The organism is Microbacterium rhizomatis (assembly GCF_008710745.1).
Classification (GTDB): domain Bacteria; phylum Actinomycetota; class Actinomycetes; order Actinomycetales; family Microbacteriaceae; genus Microbacterium; species Microbacterium rhizomatis.
This window is the reverse complement of the sequence record NZ_VYSA01000002.1, coordinates 663,937-684,592: the sequence shown is the minus strand read 5'-3', so window position 1 is coordinate 684,592 and position 20,656 is coordinate 663,937. Positions and strand designations below refer to the sequence as shown.

The 20,656-nt window shown below is 67.9% G+C and carries 17 protein-coding genes; 11 read left to right on the top strand and 6 right to left on the bottom strand.

The features are described 5' to 3' along the window. Positions 1 to 51: 51 nt before the first annotated feature. The 3 genes from F6B43_RS11505 (at position 52) to F6B43_RS11495 (ending at position 3,506) form a co-directional block, all read left to right on the top strand. Complete coding sequence (locus F6B43_RS11505) at positions 52 to 1,137, top strand: extracellular solute-binding protein (RefSeq protein ID WP_150449066.1); 1,086 nt, start codon at positions 52 to 54, stop codon at positions 1,135 to 1,137. Between the two features lie 195 nt (positions 1,138 to 1,332). After that, the gene (locus tag F6B43_RS11500) at positions 1,333 to 2,412 is read left to right on the top strand and encodes an extracellular solute-binding protein (protein WP_150449065.1); all 1,080 of its coding nucleotides are present in this window, start codon (positions 1,333 to 1,335) and stop codon (positions 2,410 to 2,412) included. Positions 2,413 to 2,492: 80 nt separating this feature from the next. Continuing rightward, positions 2,493 to 3,506: a phosphotriesterase family protein gene (locus F6B43_RS11495; protein WP_170285637.1), complete on the top strand. Its 1,014-nt coding sequence runs from the start codon at positions 2,493 to 2,495 to the stop codon at positions 3,504 to 3,506. 18 nt (positions 3,507 to 3,524) lie between these two features. Here the strand turns inward: F6B43_RS11495 and F6B43_RS11490 are convergent, their stop codons facing one another. Continuing rightward, the gene (locus F6B43_RS11490) at positions 3,525 to 4,700 is read right to left on the bottom strand and encodes a M24 family metallopeptidase (protein ID WP_150449063.1); all 1,176 of its coding nucleotides are present in this window, start codon (positions 4,698 to 4,700) and stop codon (positions 3,525 to 3,527) included. 150 nt (positions 4,701 to 4,850) lie between these two features. On the opposite strand from F6B43_RS11490, the gene F6B43_RS11485 reads away from it, so the two are divergent. The 4 genes from F6B43_RS11485 (at position 4,851) to F6B43_RS11470 (ending at position 8,926) form a co-directional block, all read left to right on the top strand. After that, a complete protein-coding gene (locus F6B43_RS11485) occupies positions 4,851 to 5,936 on the top strand; it encodes an extracellular solute-binding protein (RefSeq protein ID WP_150449062.1) in 1,086 nt (361 codons plus the stop codon). A 173-nt stretch (positions 5,937 to 6,109) separates the two neighbouring features. Further along, positions 6,110 to 6,988 (top strand): ABC transporter permease, encoded by an 879-nt coding sequence (locus F6B43_RS11480; RefSeq protein WP_150449061.1) that lies wholly within the window; start codon positions 6,110 to 6,112, stop codon positions 6,986 to 6,988. Between the two features lie 4 nt (positions 6,989 to 6,992). Next, entirely contained in the window at positions 6,993 to 7,865 is an 873-nt protein-coding gene (locus F6B43_RS11475; protein ID WP_150449060.1) for an ABC transporter permease, read from the top strand. Continuing rightward, on the top strand, positions 7,862 to 8,926 hold the full coding sequence (locus F6B43_RS11470; protein WP_150449059.1) for an ABC transporter ATP-binding protein: 1,065 nt from the start codon (positions 7,862 to 7,864) through the stop codon (positions 8,924 to 8,926). Before F6B43_RS11475 ends, F6B43_RS11470 begins: the two co-directional genes overlap by 4 nt. Positions 8,927 to 8,984: 58 nt before the next feature. Here the strand turns inward: F6B43_RS11470 and F6B43_RS11465 are convergent, their stop codons facing one another. Together F6B43_RS11465 and F6B43_RS11460 are read right to left on the bottom strand one after the other, a co-directional pair. Further along, positions 8,985 to 10,232, bottom strand: coding sequence for an MFS transporter (locus tag F6B43_RS11465; RefSeq protein WP_150449058.1), 1,248 nt, complete (start codon positions 10,230 to 10,232; stop codon positions 8,985 to 8,987). Next, complete coding sequence (locus F6B43_RS11460; protein WP_150449057.1) at positions 10,229 to 10,732, bottom strand: RidA family protein; 504 nt, start codon at positions 10,730 to 10,732, stop codon at positions 10,229 to 10,231. Before F6B43_RS11460 ends, F6B43_RS11465 begins: the two co-directional genes overlap by 4 nt. Before the next feature lie 119 nt (positions 10,733 to 10,851). Here F6B43_RS11460 and F6B43_RS11455 point away from each other — a divergent pair, with 119 nt between their 5' ends. The 4 genes from F6B43_RS11455 to F6B43_RS11440 are packed head-to-tail and all read left to right on the top strand — an operon-like array spanning position 10,852 to position 14,287. After that, positions 10,852 to 11,367 carry a RidA family protein gene (locus F6B43_RS11455; RefSeq protein ID WP_150449056.1) on the top strand — a complete coding sequence of 172 codons (516 nt, stop codon included), beginning with the start codon at positions 10,852 to 10,854 and terminating at the stop codon, positions 11,365 to 11,367. Beyond that, positions 11,367 to 12,278, top strand: coding sequence for an amidohydrolase family protein (locus F6B43_RS11450; RefSeq protein ID WP_150449055.1), 912 nt, complete (start codon positions 11,367 to 11,369; stop codon positions 12,276 to 12,278). Before F6B43_RS11455 ends, F6B43_RS11450 begins: the two co-directional genes overlap by 1 nt. Before the next feature lie 13 nt (positions 12,279 to 12,291). Further along, positions 12,292 to 13,374, top strand: a complete 1,083-nt coding sequence (locus tag F6B43_RS11445) for an LLM class flavin-dependent oxidoreductase (RefSeq protein WP_170285635.1) — start codon at positions 12,292 to 12,294, stop codon at positions 13,372 to 13,374. A gap of 19 nt (positions 13,375 to 13,393) precedes the next feature. Continuing rightward, on the top strand, positions 13,394 to 14,287 hold the full coding sequence (locus tag F6B43_RS11440) for a cupin domain-containing protein (RefSeq protein ID WP_170285634.1): 894 nt from the start codon (positions 13,394 to 13,396) through the stop codon (positions 14,285 to 14,287). A gap of 49 nt (positions 14,288 to 14,336) precedes the next feature. Here the strand turns inward: F6B43_RS11440 and F6B43_RS11435 are convergent, their stop codons facing one another. From F6B43_RS11435 to F6B43_RS11425, 3 genes are all read right to left on the bottom strand, one after another. Then, positions 14,337 to 15,647, bottom strand: a complete 1,311-nt coding sequence (locus tag F6B43_RS11435) for an HNH endonuclease signature motif containing protein (protein ID WP_150449052.1) — start codon at positions 15,645 to 15,647, stop codon at positions 14,337 to 14,339. 66 nt (positions 15,648 to 15,713) lie between these two features. Next, positions 15,714 to 15,908 (bottom strand): hypothetical protein, encoded by a 195-nt coding sequence (locus tag F6B43_RS11430; RefSeq protein WP_150449051.1) that lies wholly within the window; start codon positions 15,906 to 15,908, stop codon positions 15,714 to 15,716. 32 nt (positions 15,909 to 15,940) lie between these two features. Then, a complete protein-coding gene (locus F6B43_RS11425) occupies positions 15,941 to 20,635 on the bottom strand; it encodes an RHS repeat domain-containing protein (RefSeq protein WP_150449050.1) in 4,695 nt (1,564 codons plus the stop codon). Between the last annotated feature and the right edge of the window lie 21 nt (positions 20,636 to 20,656).

Here is a 20,656-nt window from a genome sequence, read left to right as displayed (position 1 = left end):
ATATTGGATCCAACCTTGTTTCCCGATCGTCGCCTCGCCCAAGGAGAACCCATGACCTTCCACACCTCCCGCACGGTGCGCCGTGCCCTGATCTCGGGCCTCGCGCTCGCTTCAGTGGCCGTACTCGCCGTCGGCTGCGCAGGCTCGTCGACCGCTGGCGCCAGCGCTGAGGGCTCCGCGGCCGCCATCAGCGGCAGTGTGATCTGGGCCGACTACGGCGGTCCGACGAACGAGAGCCGCCAGGTCGCCTACTTCGACGGGTTCACCGCTGACACCGGCGTCGACGTGGTCTCGACATCGCTCGAGGATTCCGTCTACTACGGGATGCTGAAGGGCGACGCGGGCGACTACGACACGATGCAGACGAGCGCGGCGGACGTCTTGGCCTACACGGATGCCGTGACCGAGGTTCCCGAAGACATCCAGGGTGACCTCCTGCCGGAGAACATCCGCCCCTACATCGTCGGGGGCTTCGTCTTCGGCATCGCTCAGGGCTGGCTGACCGAGACATTCCCGAACGGCGGCCCGCAGGACTGGGCCGACTTCTTCGACACGACGAAGTACCCGGGCAAGCGGGCATGGCCCGGGTCGCCCGGAAGCTACGACGCGTCGTACGAGATCGCTCTGCTCGCGGACGGCGTCAAACCCGCCGATCTCTACCCCCTGGACATTCCGCGCGCGGAGGCCAAGCTGAACACGATCCGCGGCGACATGGTGTTCTACCAGTCCTACCCCGAGGTGCAGCAGCTGCTCTCGAGCGGCAGTGCCGCGATCGCCGTTACCGTCACGGGGCAGTACAACGCGCTGAAGAACGCCGGAAAGGACGTCACGGTCCAGTGGAACCAGGCGTTCATCGTGCCGAGCGGATTCGTGATCCCTCAGCAGGCGAGCAACCCGGCGGCCGCCCTCGCTCTTGCGGCCTGGATGAACGATCCGGAGCGGCAGGCGGTCTTCACGGAGCGCACGGGCTATGGCCCGGTCAACTCGAAGGTGTTCGACTACCTCTCGGACGACGTCGTGAGCGGGCTCGTGAATTCGCCGGAGCACGAGAAGGTCGGCCTCTACTGGGATACGCAGTGGCGCTCCGAGAACAACGACAAGCTCATCGACAGCTACACGGCTTGGCTCGCGGGCTGACCCATCCATCGACGGACCCCCACGAGGCGGGGCGCATCGTGCTCACGCGCGGTGCGCCCCGCCTCGTCGGGTTGGATGCGGCGGGGATCCGCGTCGTTTTACACAAACGAAACACGGGGGATAGCATTCAGGATCCATTAGTGAGTAGATTGGATCCACAGCACCATTCGATCCCCTCCCCGAAGGACTGCTTTCATGAAAACCAGCACCACACTCCGCCGATCTGCGGCATCCGCTCTCGCGCTGGTCGCGACCGCCGCACTCGCGGTCGGCTGCGCCGGCTCGACGGGAACCTCGCCGAGCGCATCCGACGCGTCGGCCGCGCCGCTCAGCGGCAACCTCATCTGGGCCGACTACGGCGGGCCGACCAACGAAAGCCGCCAGATCGCCTACTTCGACGGCTTCCAGGACAAGACCGGGGTCGAGGTGGTGTCGACCTCGATCGAAGACTCCATCTACAACGGCATGCTCGCGGGCGAGCCGGGCGACTACGACCTCTTCCAGATCGCGGCGGCCGATGTCCTCACCTACGGCGACAACCTCGTCGAGGTGCCCGAATCCTCGCGCGGCGACCTGCTCGATCCCAAGCTCTCTCCCTATTTCGTCGGCGGCTTCTACATCGGCATCGCCCAGGGCTGGCTGACCCAGACCTTCCCGAACGGCGGCCCGCAGAACTGGGCCGACTTCTTCGACACGACGAAGTTCCCCGGTAAGCGCGCGTGGCCGGGCGCGCCGGGCAGCTACGACCAGTCCTTCGAGATCGCCCTGCTTGCCGACGGCGTCGCCCCGGAGGACCTCTATCCGATCGACTTCGAGCGTGCCAAGAAGAAGCTCGACACGCTGCGCGGCGACATGATCTTCTACCAGTCCTACCCCGAGGTTCAGCAGCTGCTCACCAGCGGCAGCGCGGCCCTTGCCGTCACCGTCACGGGCCAGTACACCGCGCTGGAGCGTGCGGGGCAGGATGTCACCGTCCAGTGGAACCAGGCGTTCGTCAACCCGAACGGTTTCGTGATCCCGAAGAACGCGGCCAACCCGGACGCGGCTCTGGCCCTCGCGGCATGGATGCGCGACCCGAAGAACCAGGCGGTCTTCACCGAGCGCACGCTCTACGGCCCGGTCAACAAGGACGTCTTCGACTACCTCGATGCCGATGTCGCTGCCAAGGTCGCCAACTCGCCGGACCACGACAACGTGCTCTACAACGACGACCAGTGGCGTGCGGACAACACCACCGCGCTGCTGGACAACTACACGGCCTGGCTCGCGGGATAGCGAGAGCGCGCCCTGAACAGACACCGAGGGGTGGCCGGAGTCCCAGCTCCGGTCACCCCTCGGCCGCGCTCGAGGAAGCCATGAGAAGACTCGCCACCGTCACCGGTGACATCGGTCCCGACGAGCTCGGGATCGCTCTGCCCCACGAACACCTCTTCGCCAATGGCACGCGGATGATCCCCCGCGACGGGTTCTCGACGATCTGGGCCGAACGCGCGGACGACATCGAACGCTTCCTCGCGATCGGCGGTCGCACGATCGTCGACCTGAGCTGCGGCGAGCTCACGAACCACGCGGCGCCGGTGCTCTGGGACACCGATCCCGAGCACCAGCTGCAGAATCGCGTGACGGGATCGCGCTCAGTGGTGAACGTGCGAGCCACGAAGGCGCTCGCGGAGGAGTGCGGGGTGAACGTCGTCCTCGGCACGGGGCACTACTACGACGCCTACATGGACCATGACTGGATGGATCAGACCTCCACGTCCCGCATCGCGGACTACCTGATCGCCGACCTCGTCGATGAGATCCCGGGAACCGGTGTGCGGGCGGGGGTCATCGGTGAGATCGCCTCGGACTTCGCGCACATCACTCCGCGCGAGGAGAAGTCGTTCCGGGCGGCGGCGCGCGCCTCGCGCGAGACGGGCGCACTGATCAGCACGCACGCTCCCACGTTCGCCGTCGGTCTGGCGCAGGTCGAGCTGCTGGTGAAGGACGAGGGCGTCCCGCCCGAGCGGATCGCCATCGGTCACACCGATACGGTCAAGAGTCTCGAGTATTCTCTGGCGCTCGCGGCGACGGGGGTCTTCGTGCAGTACGACTGCATGATGGCGTGCAAGATCGGCGGCGTGCTCGTCATGACCGAGCTGCAGCGCCGCATCGATCACCTGAAGGCGCTGATCGACGCCGGGTACGAGGAGCAGCTGCTCCTCTCGCACGACGTCTTCCAGCGATCCCACCAGGCCGCGCTCGGGGGTCCTGGGTTCGTGTTCCTGTTCGACGAGTTCGCCGGCCACGCGGAGCGGGCGGGCATCTCTCGCGAGAGTCTGCACCGCATCCACACCGTCAATGTGCGCAGGGCCCTGTTCGGCGAGTGAGGCCGACGCGCGCGCCCGTCACTCGACGATGAGCAGCTCGCGCGGGATTGCGGAGAGCGGCGCGAGGCCGGCTGCCGTCATCATGACCGTGTCGATCGCCGCCGCCTCGTAGTGGGCGACGCGGTCGCGGAGGATGGACTCGAAGTTCGACACGTACCCCTCTTCGAGGGTGATGCGGTGCGGGCCGTCGTTCGCGAGATAGGTGTGCCCGACCCAGCTCGGCGGGAACGAGATGCCGAGGCCGTAGCCGCCGGTCCACCAGACGTCTTCGGGCGCCACGGTCCGCCGCAGCGCCCGCTCGGCGAGCCCCATGGCGATCGCGGGATCCGCGCCGAGCTCGGCGTGGGCGCACAGCACGTCAAGGCTCTCCTGAGTGGCGGCCAGCAGCTCGGAGACGCGGGGGTGGGGGCCGCCGAGAGAGAACACCCGGCAGAGGTTGACGTGGTAGCGGTCGACGACCGCCGAGCAGTCGACCGAGACGATGTCGCCGCTCTCGAGGATTCGCCGCGACGGGAAGCTGTGTACGTCGCGCCATGCACTGGGGCCGGATGCCACGAGGGGATGCTGCGCCGGCACCTCTCCGCCCTGTTCCGACATGAGGGTGTCGACGAGGGCCGCGACCTCGAGCTCTGACATGCCGGGCCGCAGACGTTCCTGCAGGCCTCGGAACGTCTGGTCGGCCATTCTGCCCGCCGCCACGACGCGCTCCTGCTCCGCGGGGGACTTGTAGACGCGGAGCCCGTCGACGATCCACTCGCCCGCGACCACGGTGCATCCGCGTGCGCGCAGTTCATCGCCGAGCGCGACCATCACCCCCGGCACGGGGGTGGGCGACGACCACTCGATCGCGACAGTGGCCCCCGGCATCCGGCGAGCGAGCTGTTCGGCGACCGTGACGTGCGCCGTCCCGTAGTCGATGAACTCCGCCTCGTCGTACAGGGCGTCGTACGGCAGGAACTCCTCGTGCCGCGACCAGTCGAAGAACACGGTGCGCTCGTCGTCCGCCCAGACGGCGACCCCGACGGGAAGTCGCGGCGGGTACCAGGACGCCTCGTAGTCGGTCAGCCAGTAGAGGTTCGAGGGGGACGTGACCAGGAGCACGTCGATGCCGCGATCACGGAGGAGGGCGCGGAGCCGCGCCGTTCGCGCACGGTACTCGGCGATCTCGAACGTCGGTTTGTCGGGGATGTTCACTCAGGCTCCCTGCAGGTGAAGAAGGGTCTGCACATTGGACAACATCTGTGCCATATTGGATCCAGAATTGTCAGTTACGGATACTGTAGCCGACGCACGATCCCGTGAGCTCGACCTTCCCCGCACCACCGCAGCCCGGAAAGGCCCACCATGACACGCTCCCTTCGCCGTTCGCTTCCTCGTCGCGGATCCGCATCCCTGCGCGGATCAGTCCTCGCCGCCCTCGTCGGCGCCGGTCTCGTCCTCACCGCCTGCGCCTCGGGCGCGCCCGCCGGCGACGCCGCTTCCGAGGCCGGCGGCACCGTGGTGTGGGCCGACTACGGCGGGTCGACGAACGAGAGCTTCAACGCGGTCTTCTTCGACGATTTCGCGGCGGCAACGGGCATCGAGGTCGTCTCGACGACGATCGCGGGTGCGGTGCAGTACGAGATGTTCGACGGCGGCGCAGGCGACTACGACGCGCAGATGACCGGCCTGGCCGAGGTCGAGCTGTACAAGGACAATCTCCTGAAACTGCCCGCCGATGTGCCGCGTGCCGACATGCTTCCCGAGAGCGTGCAGGATTACGCGTTCGGCGGGATGATGATCGGCTACGCCCAGGCGTATGTGACCGACACGTTCCCGGGCGGCGGGCCGAAGAACTGGGCCGACTTCTGGAACGTCGAGGCATTCCCCGGAATGCGCGCGGTGCCGGGCGAGTACCACGACTATATGTTCGAGGCCGCGCTGCTGGCGGACGGCGTCGCACCGGAGGACCTCTACCCGCTCGACTTCGACAGGGCGCTCGCCAAGCTCGACGAGCTGCGGCCCTACCTCACCTTCTACACGGAGTACCCCCAGGTCCAGCAGCTGCTCTCGTCCGGCAGCGTCGCCCTCGCCTTCGGCCCGAACGGACTGTTCGCAGGGCTCGCGAACGAGGGGATCGACATGACGGTGGTCTGGGATGAGGCGTTCGTCGAGGCCAACCTCTTCGTTGTCGCGTCCGCGGCGCCGAACGCCGACAACGCCTTCGCGCTCGCCGAGTTCCTCTCGGACCCCGAGCGCCAGGCGGCGTTCTCGGAGCGCACGAACTACGGCCCCGGCTCCTCGGCGGCATTCGAGTTCCTGGATGCGGACGTCATCGAGCGGCTTCCGAACGCGCCGAGTCACACCGGGATCGTGGAGGCGGATGCGGCCGGAAGGGCCGCGGCGTACGACGATTCGATCGCCGCCTACACGACATGGCTCGCCGGTTGACCCATGCCGACAGACGGCGCGCGGCGACCGGACCTCCGGTCGCTCGGCCGTGCTGTAACACGGCCGAAACACATTGGTGATGCATTCGGATCCAGAGTTACCTATATTGGATCCACAGCAGACCAACCGGAGCGAGTAACGTCCATGAAACGTCGATCTTGGAGCATGTCGGAGTGACCAGCACATCCATGGCACTGCCGCGCACCCGACGTGCGGCTGCGGCATCCCGCCCTGTGGGCATCAGTCGAGGTGAACAGCGATGGTTGCTGTGGCCGCCCTTGATCTTCTTCGCCCTCGCCCTCGGGCTGCCGTTGATCGCGCTGGTGATGCAGTCCCTCGAGGAGGGAGCGGGCTCCTACGTGCAGATCTGGAGCGTTCCGGCGTTCGTGTCGTCTCTCATCCGGACGCTCGTGCTCGCCGTGATCGTCATGCTGATCACGATGGTGCTCGGCTCCGCGTACGCTCTGGCGATCGTGGCCTCTCCGGCATGGCTGCGGGTGACGCTGATCGCCGCGCTGCTCCTTTCGCTCTGGACCTCGATCATGGTGCGCTCTTTCGGATGGATGCTCCTGGAGCTGCCCAAGGGCGCCATCCACTGGTTCCTCTCGACGGTCGGTCTGAGCAACGAGCCGGTCGAGCTCTACCAGACCACGCTCGGGATGTATCCCGCGATGATCGCCGTCATGCTGCCGTTCGCCGTGCTGCCGGTCATGACCGCGATGCAGTCGATCGACAAAGAGCAGCTGAACGCGGCCACGATCTTCGGTGCCGGGCCCCTGCTCACTTTCCGCACCGTCACCTGGCCGCACATCGTGCCGTCCGTGATCTCGGGTGGGGTCCTCGTGTTCGTGATGTCGCTCGGGTTCTATGTGACCCCGCTGCTGCTGGGCGGCCCCGGCAACATGACGGTCTCGGGTGTCATCAACGCGCAGATGAATCAGGCCAACCGTCCCGAGCTGGGTGCGGCCATGAGCATCCTGCTCGTGGGCGGAACGATGCTGATCTACCTGGTCGCCGACCGCCTGTTCAAAGTCAGCGAGAAGTGGGGTTGACCCGGTGAGCTCCACGATCGCCCGTTCCCTCGGTTGGTACCGCCTGCCCGTCATGGTCATCGCGGCTCTCGCGAGCCTGTTGCTGATCGTGCCGTTCCTGATCCTCGTGTCGACGTCATGGACGTCCGGGAGCTTCATCCAGTTCCCGCCGGAGGGATTCTCGCTGCAGTGGTACGGCGAGGTCCTCTCGGACCGCCGGTGGATGGGCTCGTTCTGGCTGTCGCTGTGGACGAGCACCATCTCCACGCTGATCGCCACCGTCCTCGGGGTCGCCGGAGCGCTCGGCCTGACCCGCGTGCGCAGCAGGGTGGCCGCCCGCTGGATCCGCACGCTCTTCATCGTGCCGATCGCGCTCCCGCCCATCGCCTACGCGGTCGGCCTGTACGGGGTCAACATGGATCTCGGATTCCTGCGCGGAACTCTCGTCACGCTGATCATCGGCCAGTCGCTCATCGCCCTGCCCTACGTGTTCGTGATCGCTTCCGGAGGCGTGGCCAGGATCGATCCGGCGCTGCGCCCCGCGGCGAGCACGATGGGAGCGCGCTGGCCGCTCATCCTGCGCACGATCGAGTTGCCGGCCGTGCTCCCGTACATCTTCTCCGGTGCACTCTTCGCCTTCATCGTCGTCTTCGACGAGGTGGTGCTCGCGGTGTTCCTGATGCCACCGGGGATGCAGACGCTGCCGTTGCGGATGCTGAACGCCTCGCAGGAGGCCTTCTCACCCGAGCTCACCGCCGCATCCACCCTGGTCTCGATCCTCGCGATCGTCGTCCTCACGATCCTCCCGATCTCGAATCTGATCCGTCGTCGTCGCACGCAGCGCCGTATCGACGCCGCCGTGTCACGCCCCACCGCCCTGGAAGGAGTAACGGAATGACCATCGCCCTCTCGGTCTCCGATATCCACGTCACGCTCGGACACAACCACGTGCTCAAGGGGGTCGCGCTCGATGTGCGGCCCGGAGAGTTCGTGACGCTCCTCGGCGCGAGCGGCAGCGGCAAGTCGACTCTCCTCAATGTCATCGCGGGTCTTCAGGCGGTCGACTCGGGCGAGGTGCTGTTCGACGGCGTGAACGTCGAGAAGCGGCCGCCGCAGAAGAGGAACGTGGGCGTGGTCTTCCAGTCGTACGCCCTGTTCCCGCATCTGACGATCGGCGAGAACGTCGCCTTCCCCCTGCGTGCGGCACGCAAGCCGTCGAAGCAGCAGCGGGCCGTCGCCGACGAGATGCTCGCGCTCGTGCAGCTGCCCGGCATGGCCGATCGGTCCCCGGCGTCGCTGTCCGGCGGCCAGCGCCAGCGCGTCGCTCTCGCCCGCGCACTGGCCGCGAACCCCGGCATCCTGCTCCTCGACGAGCCGATGGCCGCGCTCGACAAGCAGCTGCGCGAGCAGATGCAGGTCGAGATCACCCGCATCCAGCGCAAGGTCGGCATCACCACGGTGTCGGTCACCCACGACCAGACCGAGGCGCTGACGATGTCGGACCGGGTCGCCATCATGCGCGACGGATTCATCGTGCAGGTCGATACGCCGGAAGCGCTCTATCGCCGGCCCGCGGACGAGTACATCGCGGGGTTCCTCGGCGAGGCCAACCTGCTGCCGACGGTCGCGGGCTCGATCGTCGACATGCAGCCCGGGATGCGAGGCGACGGCGTCGCGGTGATCCGCCCGGAGGACCTCGAGGTCATCGCCGCCGGTGCAACCACCCCCGCGTGGTCGATCGAGGGCACCGTGCGCCTGCTCAGCTTCCAGGGAAGCCGGTTCCGTCTCGAGCTGATGACCGACGCCGGTCGACGCGTCGTCTGCTCGCTTCCCCCTGCGGCCGATGTGTCGGCACTCGTCGTCGGCGCATCCACCCGGGTCGCGTGCAGCAACCCGGGCCGCGTGCACATCATCGCGTGCGCCGACCAGACCGTCGCCGAAGAGGCTCTGGCCGCCTGAGGCCCCGCGGCCGCTCGCACCGGGCGGCCCGCGAGCACCGAAACCCCGTCGCCTGAGCTCAGGCGGCGGGGTCTCGCGGTTCGTCCCCGCGACCCGAGCGCGGGTGATCGTCGTGCGTGAAGATCGTCACCACGGCGAGGGCGACCAGCTGGAGTCCCGCGACGAGCAGGAACGCCCACATGGACGAGAACATCGCGATCACGACTCCGCCGATGAGGGCCCCGCCGGCGTAGCCGACGCTCGTGAAGCTGGAGAACAGCCCGAGGCCCAGGGCGCGGTTATCGTCGTGCAGCCCGCGCGTGGCGAGCATCGTGAGCGACGGGTAGAGCGGCGAGAACCCGATGCCGATCAGTACCGCGCCGACGGCGGCGACCCAGAAGTCTCCGGCGAGGGCGAGCGTCGCCATCCCCGCCGACAGGCTCGTCAGCGAGATCCCGGTCGACCGGAGCGGCCCGATGCGGTCGGGCATTCCCGCCAGTACCAGGCGGGCGGCGATCACGCTGACGGCGAAGACGGCGAAGACCGAGGCGGCGCCGAAGACGCCGTACTCCGGCACGCCGCGCCCGGTGAGGTGCACGATGAGGAATCCGAGCATGAGACCTTCGCCGCACCACGCCGCCGCTGCGGCGACACCCGGCACCCACACTGCGCCGAAAGCCGCCATCAGCGCACGACCGGTCAGCCGAGGCCGCTCTCCGCGTGGTGCGCGCGCCGCGGCTGATCCGATCGGTGAGGGGAGGGATGCGATGAGGATGAACGTGATGAGCTCGAGCACGGCGCACACCCCGAAGACCGCGAGCGGACCGAACGACTGATTCACGGCGCTGCCGAGCTGCGGGCCGGCCGCGACGCCCAGCCATACGCTCAGGCCGTAGATGCTGAGGGCCTTGCCGCGCTGCCGGGGCGGGGCGATCGCGACGAGCCAGGCCATGACGAGCGTCATGGCGGCGGAATTGCCGAGGCCGAAGAGAAGGCGACTGGTGACGGCGCTCCACAGGGTCGGCACGACGGCCAGGAGCACCAGCGCGACGATCGCCATCCCGCCGCCGATCAGCGCGATCCGGCGATAGCCCTTGCGGTCGGCGTACGAGCCGGCGATCGGCATCGCCGCGATCGACGCGAGGGCAGCCAGCGAGATCACCACTCCGGACAGGGTGACGCCACCGCCCAGGATCTCGGCGACGTACAGGGGGATGATCGGCGTGCTCGCCGCATTCGTCATCGCACCCAGCGCCGAGGCGGCGAAGATCAGCCAGAACGGGAGGGTGCGCGTGATGTCGCGCGGCACCATGTCGTTCGGTGTCACTCGCCCTCACGCAGGGGCGCGCACTCCAGGCTCAGCCACAGCTCGAAGCAGTTGTTGCGCGAGAGCGCGGTCGCTCCGATCGATGCGCGACCGATCGTGCCGATCTCTTCGCCGAAGACGTCGTTGAAGAGATCGCTGGCGCCGTTGGACACTCCGTGCAGGTCTTCGAAGCCGGGAGGGCACGCGACGAAGCAGAGCGCGCGGGAGAGGCTGACCACCTCGTCGAGCGAACCGAGCGCGTAGCGGATCATGCCGAGGGTGTGGATGGCCGTCAGGCGCGCAGCCGCATAGCCCTCCTCGACCGTGACGTCGCGCCCGACCAGTCCGGGGTGCAGGCGATCGCCGGCGCGGTTCTCGGGGGTCAGGCCGCTCAGCTCGAGCAGGTTGCCGATGCGGTGGAACGGCTTGATGCGTCCGTACCGCCGCCCGTACGGCGGGTTCGCGTAGTCGGGAAGGTCGAGAGCGAGCTCCCGCACGCGTGCTTCTGCGCTACCGGTCATCGTCAGGTCTCCTCTTCATCGGCAGATCTCCTCATCGGCAGATCGCCTCATCGGCAGATCTCTTAATGTATCCGATATGGTGTAATCTGGATCCATTCTAGGACTCACAGGAGGATGCTGTGCACACCGTCTCCACCGCCGAGGAGCGCGCCGCGCAGCTCGGTCTCGTCATCCCCGATTACGCGAACCCCCCGTACGGGGAGCGCTACGGCACGATGAAGGCGTTCCATCGAGAAGGCCGCACGCTCACCCTGAGCGGCATCACACCGGAGGATCGCGCCGGCAACAAGGTCTTCCCCGGCCGGGTCGGGTCGACGGTCACCCTGGAGGAGGGCTATCAGGCTGCACGCTACGCCGCCATCAACGTGCTCGGACTCATCCGCTACGCGCTCGGTTCGCTCGACGAGGTGACCGGCTTCGTGCAGACCCTCACCTGCGTCGTCGTGACCCCGGAGTTCACCGACGTGAACCTCGTCACCAACGGTGCCGCCGACCTCTTCGTCGAGGTGTTCGGCGACCGGATCGGGCGCTCGACGTCGATGGGCCTCGGCGTGAACACGCTGTCCGGCGGCAATTCGTTCGAGATGACGGCGGTCGTGCAGACCCGTTCCGCGTTCGTCGAGCCGGCCGCCTGATGCGCGTCGACACGCACCTGCACGCGTACGCGGATGCCGCGGAGGGCCTCCACGATCTGACGGCGTACCCCATCGTGGAGTACGGCGAGAAGGACGATGTCGTCTTCGCGGGTGTCGCGGGCACCGTCGACGACGCCCTCCGGGCTCTCGCGGACGCGGATGTCGATTACGCCGCGCTCCTGGGCAGCTACGAGCTGCCCGCACTGCCGCACCCGGAGGGCGGGGCCAGGCACTGGCCGGTTCCGCCCGCCCACCCCGATCATGTCGACGGGCTCGTCGCCTACAACCGGTGGCTGTGCGACGTCGGTGCGGCGCATCCGCAGCTGCTGCCGTTCGTGACGGCCAATCCCGCCGTGATGACGTCGGCGCAGTCCGGAGCACACCTCGCGGAGGCGTTCGGCGATTGGGGCGGGCGAGGGCTGAAGCTCCACCCGATCGCGATCCGCACCTACCCCGACGACCCAGGGCTCATCGGCGTCTACGAGGCGTGCGCCGATGCGCGCGCCCCCATCGTCTTCCACAGCGGGCCGGACCTCCGGGGGTACGGGTGGTCGGACCCGGCCGCGTTCGCCGCGGTCGCGGCCGCGCATCCCCGCCTCATGATGATCCTCGCCCACCTCGGCGGGGCGTCATGGCGGGCGGTGACCGCCCTGGCCGAAGCTCAGCGGGGCATCTTCTTCGACCTTTCCGAGATCGTGATGTGGATCGGCGCGACGAAGGGACCCACCGCCGAGCAGGTCGTGGGGCTCATCCGCGAGATCGGAGTCGAGCGCATCACGATGGGCTCCGACTTCCCCTGGTACAGCCCCGGGGCGACCGCCGACGTCGTCGAGGGGCTACCCGGTCTCGGTCGCGGCGAGCGGGATGCGATCCTCGGCGATAACGCCGCCCGCATCCTCCGGCTGGTCTGAAGGGATCATCGGGATGCGGTTCGGACTGTTCGCGGCCACGTTCCGGATGCCGGAGCATTCCCTCCGCGTCGCCCACGAGTGGGATCTGCAGGTGCTGCGCTGGGCTGACGAACTCGGCTTCACCGAAGCCTGGATCGGCGAGCACTACACGCTCGGCTGGGAGCCACTGCCCGCCCCCGACCTCCTGATCGCCACCGCACTCGCGCAGACCAGCCGCATCCGCCTCGGTCCGGCCGCCCATCTCCTTCCGTACCATCACCCGGCCGCGCTCGCCGCCCGCATCGCGTGGCTCGACCAGGTGGCCGAGGGCCGCTACATGGTTGCCTTCGGAGCGGGCAGCTACGCGAGTGATCAGCAGCTGTTCGCCAGCACCGGGCCGGAGGAGAACGCCCGCAAGGCGCGCGAGGCGCAGGAGATCATCCTCGGCCTGTGGCGTGCATGGGCGCGCGGCGAGGCGTACCGCTTCGAGGGTGAGCATTGGAGCGTCGACTCGCCGGCGTACGACGAAACCCTCGCCGGGCCACACCTTCGTCCGTTCCGCGGAGACCACCCCGAGATCGCCGTGGTCGGCGCCAGCCCCGCGTCCTCGAGTCTCCGCCGAGCGGGTGCCCAGGGGTTCATCCCGATGACCGTGGTGCACAGCCCGTCGTACGCGGCGACGCACTGGGACGTCTACGCCGAGGGGGCAGCGGAAGCCGGTCGTGCCGCGCACCGCGACATCTGGCGTGTGTCGCATCCGCTGTTCGTCGCCGACACGGATGAGGAGGCTCGCCGGCGTTCGCTCGGAGGCGCGATGGGCCGCACGTATCGGGAGTGGATCCTTCCGCACGCCGAGCGGCGAGGCGTGCTGCCGCATTTCGCGCCCGACATCGCGGCGACCGGGCCCGTCACGGTCGACCGGCTGGCCGAGACGTGGCTCATCGGGTCTCCCGACACCGTCGCGAACGGGATCGTCGCCCTGTACGAGCAGACGGGCGGGTTCGGCACACTCCTCGCGTCGGTCTACGACTACTCCGATGACCCCGAGGCGTACCGTCGTTCGCTCGAGCTGCTGGCGACCGAGGTGCTTCCTCTCGTGCACGAGCGTCTGGCCTGATCCGGGCATGATCCCCGGGATGCGCATCGTCTCGGCGGGGGAGCGGACCGCCTACTGGTCGGAGGGCACCCGGAGCGAGATCGTCCTCGCGGGCGGCGACGATGACGGCTCGCTCGCTGTGCTCGCCGAGGTGCTGCCCCCGGGGCAGGGCCCGCCGCTGCATTCGCACCCGCAGGACGAGACGTTCATCGTCCTCTCCGGAACGCTCACGGTCTGGAGCATTCGGGTGGAGGAGCTCGACGATACGGGCGATCCGTGGACCCCGGCCCTGCTGGCCCGAGGCATACGGTGCGAGGCCGGCGGTGTGGTGCGGGTACCGGGCGGACGCGCCCACTGCTACCGAGTGGACGGCGTGCGCCCCGCCGAGGTCATCGTCTTGAGCCATCCGAGCGGGCTCGAGGAGTGGACGCGCGCGTTCGGCGTTCCGGCCACTGGACCGGGGCTCCCGCCCGACGGGTTCACTGCGCCGCAGTCCGACCGAGCGCGCATGGTCGCGTTCTCCGCCTCCGTGGGGGTGCGTCGCCACGGGCCTCCGGCTCCTCTTGCGGCGGCCCAGGACGACGCCCTGGCGGCTCCCGATCGCATCGAGTCACTTCCACTCCGGGCGGGGGTCTCACACGGGCTTCGCCTGTCGACGGATGCTGTCTACCTCGTCGTCGAGGGGCGTGCTGATTTCGTGGCGGGCGGTGAACGGCATCCCCTCGACGCGGGCGGGTGCGTACGCGTGCCCGCGGGGGTCGCCCACGTGTGGACGGCCGGCGCGGGCGCGGGCGCGGTCGTCCTCGTGCTCGACGGGGATGGGATCGACGGGGACGGGCTCGACAAAGACGTGCTCGACGGGGACGGGCTCGACGGGGACGGGCTCGGGCCCGACCCCGCGGGCGCTCGACCGACGCGTGCTGTCTTCCGGTGAATCCGCTGTGCCGCGCGAATCAGGGCACAGCGGATCGACGGCGCGACGATCAGAACGGCGGCGGGCCGGTCGGGCCGTGTGTGCGGAATACGGGTACCTTTCGTTCGGGCTCGACGACGTACCGTCGGCCGGTGGGCGAGATCCATTCGACAGCGCCGTAGCCGCCTTCGACGTCGAGCACTCTCCAGCCGCCGTGGTGCTTCACGGTGTGATGCCCGATGCAGAGCGGGTTCAGGTTGTCGAGTCGGGTCTCGCCGCCGTCCTCCCATGCGAGGCGGTGGTCGATCTGGCAGCGGGAAGCGGGGATGCCGCAACCCGGGGCCATGCATCGGTCGGCACGCCAGGCGACCAGTCGCCGCAGTGCCGGCGGTGGGCGGTATCTGTCGCGGCCGACGGATAAGACCATCCCGGTCTCGGGATGAGTGAGAACCCGCATCCATCCTTCCGAGGCCCCGGCGAGTTCGCGGGCGCGAGCGATCGGAATGGGCCCGACGCCTTCCACGAGGGCGGGTTCGCTGCCGGAGGAGGCGTCGTCGAGCAGTGTGAGGACCGGAACCGTGACGGCGACGGTCGCGCGGATGCCGCGGGCCCTCGCGGGGTGGCTGGTGGTATCGCCCTCGATGAGGAGGTCGGCCATGACGTCGGCGCGGAGCTGATCCAGCGTGCGCTCCTCGCCGTCTTGCGCGAGGAGGACCTTCGCGATCGCGGTCGCTCGTGCCCAGATCGCGTGCGCCTCGACGGCGGGCATCAGCGCCATCACCCACGTCATCGCGTCATGATCGGGTTGCAGCACCACCCGCCTGCGAGCGAGTGCCGTGTCGTGTCGCGCGGTGAGCGTCGTCGCCCGCACCGTCTCAGCCAGTGCGTTCAGGCGCCGCCGGAACGCACCGACCGGAAGTTCTTCCGCCAGCTCGATCGCGGGATCGAGGATCTGTGTGCGGAATTCGGGTTCGAGCGCGTCGAGCGCGTCGACGAGCGTGCGCGCGTGCCGTTCGGTCATGCGCGCAGCGGCGAACGAATCGAGCACCGCCGGGTACCGGTCGACGAGGGCTTCGCCCAGGGCGAGCATGACTCCGGCTTCGTTCTCGGCGACCCGCAGGGCGGCCGCGATCTCCAACCGCACGGACCGCTCGACCACATCGGTGAGTGATCGGCCGTGAGCCACGGCCGCCGCAAGAAACTCTCGACGCAGCACATCCACACCGATCAGCCGCTGTGCGGCCTGCATCGTCACGACCGATGAGATCTCGATCAGGCGATCGATCGTGTCCGGGAGTTCGAACGCCTCAGGCTCTGTCTCATCGTCGCACCATGCCTCCGCGCACTGCGGGTCTGGCGGGAGCGACGCATCGAAGAACATACGTCCAGACTAGAACATACCTACGACACTCGCGCGGCGCGGGCGAACAACTTCGCTCAGTATCTTTCAATATGTCCCGGTGAGGGCCCCCGTGGGAGTTGAGGGCATGTCCGGTGTATATGCTCCGGTGAAGGCCTCCCGGCGCGCCGCCTCCACGGTTTCGGGAAAGCTGGTACGGCCGGATTTGGGATAAGAACTCTTGTGGTGATCGATGAATGCATCCCACGCATCCACAAGCGATTTCCTGTCTACACCGTCCACGAAACCTCCTCTCGCTGCATCGCGAATTGCACTCAACTTTGTTGCTTCCTCGGAAATGAATGTCCGTGCATCCTGCTCCCACTGGTGGCGGTCCAGCGGCTCCGGAAGCGTCGAATATTGGAGTCGCCGAACTGCGGTGGTTTGGCGTTGAGTCTGTGGGTCTCAAGGTCTGCCGCCGCCTTATCGATCACTCTCTGCGCTTGCTGCACGCGAGTGAGGGGCTCCGGGGACACGTCGGTGGTTCTGACGAGTGGCGTTTCTTCGGTGGCGGCGACCCCCCTTGCTCGAGTGCCTTTCGCGACGATCGACTTCGCCGCCGTGAAGGTGAGGTAGCCGGCGGCGACTACTCCGACAACGCCGAGGCCGATCTCGATCCCGAGCGCGGCACCGGAAGTGAAGAACGAGGCGCTGCCGGATTCGCCTGCGTCCTCTGCGAGCATGCGTCCGACCATGAGCCCGGCGCTGCCGACATCCGCAAGGAGGCCGCCGATGAGTGCGGCGCCTCCGGCCCATCCGAGCGCGGCGAGTCCTCCGGTGAGGAGGGTGGATACCGCGGCGCCTGCACTGTAGACCGCGAGCGCGACGCCTCCCCACCCCAGGACTCTGCTGAGGTCGCGTTCCCACTGTGCGGTGCGCCCGGTGGGATCGGTCATCATCACCGGGTTGAGATCGGCGTAGTTGTAGGTGTTGTGCAGTTGTGCAGTGTCTTTGGTGGTGAACCGCATGGTTGCTGGGTCGTAGGTGCGCGCGTGCAAGTATTGCCGGCCGGAGGGGGTGGCGTCTTCGCCGGCATATTGGAACGGCTGGTAGGTCAGGTCGCCGATCCATTCCGAACCCGCGCCGGTCGCCGGTGCGGTGGTGCGGGGGCTGCCGTAGTCGGTGTAGGCATAGCGCGTGAAGGGGATGCCGTCGGTGTCCGTGAGGGTGGTGGTGTTCCCGTGCCGGTCTTGCGTGTAGTAGACCGTGTCCGACCCGGAGCGCGTTTCTGAGGTGGTGGTTCGGGTGTGCCGGGTGGTGCCGATCAGGTACGACGCGATGCCCGCCGGGTTCTCTCCCTGGGCGTGGGTGTCGTTGATCAGAGTGGACTCGTCCCAGTAGAACCGCGCCTCCCCCGAGTCGGGACCGTCCTGGACCGTGAGGTGGGCGCGTTCCCCGGTCGCCCAGTATGCGGTTGTGAGCGTGTCTCCGGTGGGGGTGGTCTCGGTGACCGGCTGGTTGGTGGCGTTGTACGTGTACCGGGTGCCGTCCACGGCGGTCGTGAGGTTGCCGGCCGCATCGTAGGCGGGAGTGGCGGTCGTGCTTCCCTCCGGCCTCGTGGTGGTGATCCCGGCGATTTCCCCGGTCGGGGTGTAGATGAACTCCCGCACGGTCGTCGAGGTGACCCCGGTGTCGGGGTCGCGGGCGTTCACTGTCTCACGGGAGATGTCGCCTGAGACGGTCAGCAGGTAGGTCGTCGCCGACAGGACCAACCCTTCGGCGGTGTCACCCTGATGCACGCTGGAGTGGGTGAGCCGGTCGTGCTCGTCATACGCATAAAGCGTCGTCGTTGTGCCATCCGTTGTGGTGTCGACGCGGAGGATGAGGTTCCCGCGCCCGTCGTAGGTGTACTCCCGGTCATCCTGGACGGTCCCGTCCGGCCCGGTCGTGGTCTCCGTCGCGATCTCGTCGTGCGAGGTGAACGTGTACCGGGTGGTGACGTCGTTGCCACGCGACATCTCTGTGACGCGCGCGTATTCGTCGACCGTGTACCGGACCCGTCCGATCTCCACCCCGGCAGCATCCGTTTGGACGGCGGTCGTGAGCAAACCCGCGGGGTCGTGCCGGTAGGTCGTGGTGTTCCCCGCAATGTCGGTCGTGCTGGTCCTTCGACCGTTGGGGTCGTAGGTGTGCGTGATCCGCTTCCCGTCCGGATATGTGATGCGGGTGGGGTTGTGGAATCCGTCATACGTGTACGAGACCTCAGTGCCGGCGCGGTCGGCAGGGTCGAACACGGCACGCAGGTCCCCGGTGACCGGGTCATACTCGGACCGGGTACTGACCTGTTCCCCAATCGGAGAGGTGGTCACACGCTCGGTCAGGTTTCGGGTCGCGGGGTCGTATGTGTTGGTGGTGACCTGCCCATACCCAGTGACCGCTTCGGCGACCAGACCATCGGGTGTGTACCGGTAAGTCGTCGTCGACCCGACCTGATTGGTCTCCGTCTCCGTCCGCCCGAGGATATCCAAGGTGCGGTACCCACCGGAACGAGACTGGCCGCCCGCGATGAGAGTCTTCTCCACACTGGTCCCCGTCTCATCGAACCGGCGCTCGGCGACGAACGCGATGCCCTCATCCTCCTGGGGGGTGACGGTGGTCGAGGTCGGGTTGCCGAACACGTCTCGCGCCACCTCGGTACGCGTGGTTCCGTCTGTCGTTGTCATTTCCCGCCCGAACCCGTCATACACGGACTGGACGGTGGGGACCTGTCCCGCATCGGCACGGGTACCGCTCGTCGCCGTGACTTGTCCGGCGTCGTCGAGCAGTTGCGTGCTCGTGGATTCCGCATCGGCAAGGTTGCCGGTCGGGGTGAGACCAGTCGTGATCGTGTGGGCGACATCGTCATACCGGGAGGTCTTGACCAGCCCCGTCGGCGCGCGGGTCTGCACCTCCCGACCGAAGACGTCTTGCTTCGTGATCGTCACCGCCCCCCATGCGTCAGTGATCTCAACCGTCCCCGCGTCCGGGTAAGCCCGCGATTGCACCACTCTGACCTGCCCGTCCATGGGAGCCCCGTCTTTCAGGTTGTCGGTGATCCTCACGACCCTGCCCAGCACGTCCGTCTCCGTCGTGGTGACCACCCCATCCGGCGTCGTCACGACGGTCGCATTGACCCCGTCAGCCTGCGCTGTCAGGTACTTCGTGCGGGTCGTGCGCCCGGCCGGGTCGGTGTTCGCCGTGACGCGACCGACCGGGTCGTACTCCGCCGTTCCGGTGTTTCCGACGGGGCCAGTCTGCGATACCGGCTGGCCGACCAGCACGTCGGTCACCTCGCTCGTGGTCACGGCGAACTCGGTCCCGGCTGCGAGCGTGCTGGCAGCCGTCACCGTTCCGGACTCGAGATCCACATCCTTCGCGTATGCGATCACGACGGGGGTTCCGCCGCCTCCCTGCTCGAACTGCCGCTCCTCCGACACGAACCCGTCCGGGTCCACCGTGTATTCTGACCGCCCGGTGCGGGTCAGCTCCTCCCCCTTCTTCCCTGCGAAGGTCTCCGCAACCGTGTGCGCCGTGCGCGCCTCGTTCAACTCGTAACGGGTCTGTGAGACGAGTCCTTCAGTGGTGGTGACCGTCTCGGTCAGCGGCAGGCCGATGGGGAGCACCCCGCCCGCCCTCACCGTGTCGTCGTAGGTCGTCTCTCGGACGGATCCACCCACGGAGGTGTGCGAGGTGGCTCGGCCGTACGTGTCGAACTCGTAATGCTCGGACGTGGTTCGCTCCCGGTTGCCGGAATCGTGAAAGACCGCTCGGGCGGTGGTGGGGCGGTTGAACTGCTGCGGCAGGTCCCACGGTTCCGGAACCGTCCCCCCGGCCGCTCCGGGGTATTCGAGCGCCTGGTTCTGCAGAATCATGGGCCCTGACTCGGTGGAGACTTCCAGGGCCCGATTGATCAACAAGTGGTTGGAGTTGTACTCCGAGATCACCCGAGTAGCACCGTCCGACACGGCCGTCTGGTACCGGAACCCGCTATCCCCCGAGGAGAAGACGTCGCTCTCGCTCGTGTACACCGGCCAGCCCGACGCCACCTCCGTCACTGCATCCCACTCCCGTGCAGACAACTCCGCCCCGGTGGGGCCGTTGATGACGCGGACACGATCAACCGCCCGAGACCCATCCACGAGGGTCTGCCACGACACCTCCGTCACCGCCCCGGACACCGCGGTGATCCGTGAGATCGAACCCGACGAGTCATACCCGATCGTCGTCCGGCCGCCCATGGGATCGACCACACCGGTGACACTGCCCCCGTCCAACTCGACCACCCCAGAGGTGCCCGTGTCCATGCCCGCGCTGCGGGTGACACGCACGGCGGCAGGGTTGGACCAGTCCACCCCGGTCACCACGCCGAGCGGGTCCACGACCCGCACCAGCCGGTTCGACCCGTCGGATGCGGTCACCCAATCAGTCCGGTTCCCGAACCCGTCCACCTGCGCCACCCGGGCCCCGGTCGCCGCGAAATATGTCGTCGTCCCTCCGGTCTGCGACAGCACGAACCCGTACTCCCGGTCACCGACCAGGCCATCCACCCGGCCACGCAGTACCCCGCCGGTCTGCGAGAACACCACATCCCCGAGCACGTACCCAGCCAACCCCGAGGGGACGCTCGCGTCAGCGTCGACGACGTCGCCCGACGGAGTGAACACCCGTATCCCGCCCGTCACGCTCACCGACCAAAGGCCGGACAGCATCCATCCGGAGCCGAAACCCACCCGGTCCACACCGATCGAACGGGAATCCCACCGCAATCCCAACCCCGCGACCGCGACGGCGAATGAGAACGAGCCCACTCGCTCATCGATCAAACCCTCGACCCCGTCACCCAGACCGAACCCACCGACGATCGGTGATGCTGAATCCGCGGCGCGATCACCCTCAGCCGCGCTCGCCGACACCGCGCCCGCGCCCAGTACGAGACAGCCGACCAAAACCACGCTGCACGCCCCGCGGCCCACACCGAGAACTGATCTCATGAATCCTCCACACTCAATCCT